This is a genomic window from Leifsonia sp. HAY1-4F, assembly GCF_056755275.1.
The window spans coordinates 1-237 of sequence record NZ_JBNDHX010000613.1 but is presented as its reverse complement, the minus strand read 5'-3'; the positions used below and the strand labels follow the sequence as shown (position 1 = coordinate 237).

At 64.6% G+C, this 237-nt stretch carries 1 protein-coding gene; it reads right to left on the bottom strand.

What is annotated here, in order from left to right; genetic code table 11:
* Positions 1-24: 24 nt before the first annotated feature.
* On the bottom strand, positions 25-237 hold a 213-nt coding region (locus ACPYOG_RS20705), incomplete at its 5' end, for a hypothetical protein (RefSeq protein ID WP_481295938.1).

Genomic DNA, 237 nt, shown 5'->3' with positions numbered 1-237 from the left:
ACACTCTCTCCGTCGTCGGCAGCGTCAGATGTGTATAAGAGACAGGTGTACCGGTTGCGTGCGGACGTCGAGGACGTACGCCTGCAGGTAGCTGAACAGCGACGAGGCGACGTACAGCGCGAGCACCCAGAGCAGGGTGTGGCCGCTGTCTCTTATACACATCTCCGAGCCCACGAGACACTCGCTAATCTGGGGGGGGAGGTTTTGGCTGGAGGGGGGGGGGGGGGGGGGGGGGGG